2 protein-coding genes are annotated in these 2,201 nt (G+C 69.3%); one reads left to right on the top strand and one right to left on the bottom strand.

What is annotated here, in order from left to right; all coding sequences use genetic code 11:
* Positions 1-284: 284 nt before the first annotated feature.
* Positions 285-1,271: a diacylglycerol kinase family protein gene (locus tag G6028_RS18055; protein WP_182658739.1), complete on the bottom strand. Its 987-nt coding sequence runs from the start codon at positions 1,269-1,271 to the stop codon at positions 285-287.
* Positions 1,272-1,607: 336 nt separating this feature from the next.
* On the opposite strand from G6028_RS18055, the gene rplJ reads away from it, so the two are divergent.
* Positions 1,608-2,120, top strand: coding sequence for a 50S ribosomal protein L10 (gene rplJ, locus G6028_RS09640; RefSeq protein ID WP_107746165.1), 513 nt, complete (start codon positions 1,608-1,610; stop codon positions 2,118-2,120).
* Positions 2,121-2,201 lie beyond the last annotated feature (81 nt).

Here is a 2,201-nt window from a genome sequence, read left to right as displayed (position 1 = left end):
GTCAGGGGCGCCGCCCGGTGCGCTGTCCGGGGTGCCGCCGGGCGAGGGGGCCGCCGGGTCGTGTGCCGCCCGGTCAGGCCGCTGTCCGTCGAAGATCTCCATGACCCGCCCCCGCCAGTCCGCCGTGCGAGTCGTTCGCACCCACCGTGTGACCCACTCGCCCGGAACCCCGGGCGGGCGGTCTCCTCGACCCACACGCTACCCAGCCCGGGCACGTGATCACCCGTCCCCGACGCGCGGGCACCACCGGAGAGACGTGGCGCCTGAAGACCGTTCGACCGGGGTCAGTGTGCGACACGCACCGTGAGTCCACGACGCTTGATCCACGCCGAGAACTCGGTGACGGTTCCGCACTCCTCGCCGTCGATCTGGAACGACGCGGGCTTCTCCAGGATCCGGGCCGAGACCCCCTCGCCCTGACGGAAGTCCAGTGGGCGGGTCTGGTGTCGTTCCTTCCCCTCGACCTTCGAGGAGCCCCTCCGTAGGGCCGGGGCGAGCTGATGCTGGAACGTGTGGTGGACCAGTACCGCGCCGGCCTGCGCCCAGCCGAGGGCGCCCTTGGCCCGCAGCGCCAACACATCGAGGAGGCCGTCGTCGATCACCGCGTCGGGCAGCAGGATCATCCCGGCCTGGAGCATCCCGCAGTTGGCCACCAGCAGGGTCCGGGCACGGGTGTGGATTTCCGGTCCGTCGTCGAGTGAGTACTCCACCTTGATCCGGTGGCCGCGGAGCAGAGTATTGGCGAAGGCCCCCACGTAGGCGAGCCATCCCACCCGGGCCTTGAGGCCGTCGTGGGTGCCGGCGATCATGTCCGCGTCCATGCCCGCGCCGAGCATGACGAGGAAGACGTCGTCGTGGGTGTGCCCCTCGCCGTCGGTGTACCGGACCAGGCCGAGGTCAACCCCCCGGCTCCGGCCGCTCATCGCCACGCGGACGGCGCGGTCCACGTCGTCCAGCGGGATGTCCAGGTTCCGGGCGAGCAGGTTGCCGGTGCCGAGCGGGACCACACCCATGGGGATCCCGGTCCCGACGAGACCCTGGGCGACCGATCGCACGGTGCCGTCGCCGCCGCAGGCGAGCACCAGGCCGACACCGCTCGCGGCGGCCTCCGCGGCCTGGCCCACTCCCGGATCCTCCTCGGTGGTCTCGTAGAAGACCGGATCGGTCCACCCGTGCAGAGCCGCCCTCTCGGCCGTGCGGCGACGAACCTCATCGACTCCGGCTTTGATGGGGTTGTATACGACGGCGACGCGGGACGAGGCGGGGGGCACGGCACAACAGTGTCAGAAACGCGCGCGACCCGCCATTCCCCGGCTGCCCGCCGATTTGGCGGTGACGACCTGCCGCCTATACCCTGATGGGGAAGTTTGAACGCCTGACGGCTCGCTCCGTCGGGCACCTGATCAAGTTTCACCGAAGACCGCAGGTCACCGTCCCCGCCGGGGGCGGTCGAAGTGTCCGGGAGCGCCCGGACGGCCCGCGCAGGAGAACACCGGTCAGTGTAGGACATGGCACGTCACCGTGCCCGCCTCCTCCACGCCCCGTGCCGCCTGCGCCCGGGGCGTTCGTGCATTTCCCGGCAGTGAGAAGCAGAGAGGAGGCGAAACATGGCAAAGCCCGCAAAGGTCCAGGCCGTCGAGGAGATCAAGGAGCACTTCCAGAACTCCACCACGGCCGTGGTCACCGAATACCGCGGACTCTCCGTTCCGCAGGTCACCGCGCTGCGCAAGGCGCTGGGTGACTCGGCCACGTACACCGTGGCCAAGAACACCCTGGTCAAGCGTGCGGCGAAGGAAGCCGGTGTCGAGGGTCTCGACGACCTCCTGACCGGCCCCACCGCCATCGCGTTCGTCACCGGTGAGGTCGTGGACGCCGCCAAGGCGCTCAAGACGTTCACCAAGGACAACAAGGCGCTCATCGTCAAGGGTGGTGTCATGGACGGCGCCACGCTGTCCGCCGCCGAACTCGACAAGATCGCCGAGCTCGAGTCCCGCGAGGTCCTCCTTGCGAAGATGGCCGGTGCGCTCAAGGGCAACCAGGCCAAGGCCGCCGGCCTGTTCAACGCGCCCGCCTCGCAGCTGGCACGTCTGTTCGCGGCACTCGAAGACAAGAAGAACTGACACACCCCACACGCTTCCGGTGCCGTATGACGGTGCCGGGACCAAATGAAAGGACGCCACCATGGCGAAGCTCAGCAACGA

Origin of the sequence: Dietzia cercidiphylli (genome assembly GCF_014145145.1) — a bacterium.
Lineage (GTDB): Bacteria > Actinomycetota > Actinomycetes > Mycobacteriales > Mycobacteriaceae > Dietzia > Dietzia natronolimnaea.
This window is presented reverse-complemented; position numbering and strand designations above follow the sequence as displayed.

Bases quoted from the DNA above. Each gene is read 5' to 3' on its own strand.
- rplJ (WP_107746165.1), top strand. From the start codon at position 1,608: ATGGCAAAGCCCGCAAAGGTCCAGGCCGTCGAGGAGATCAAGGAGCAC.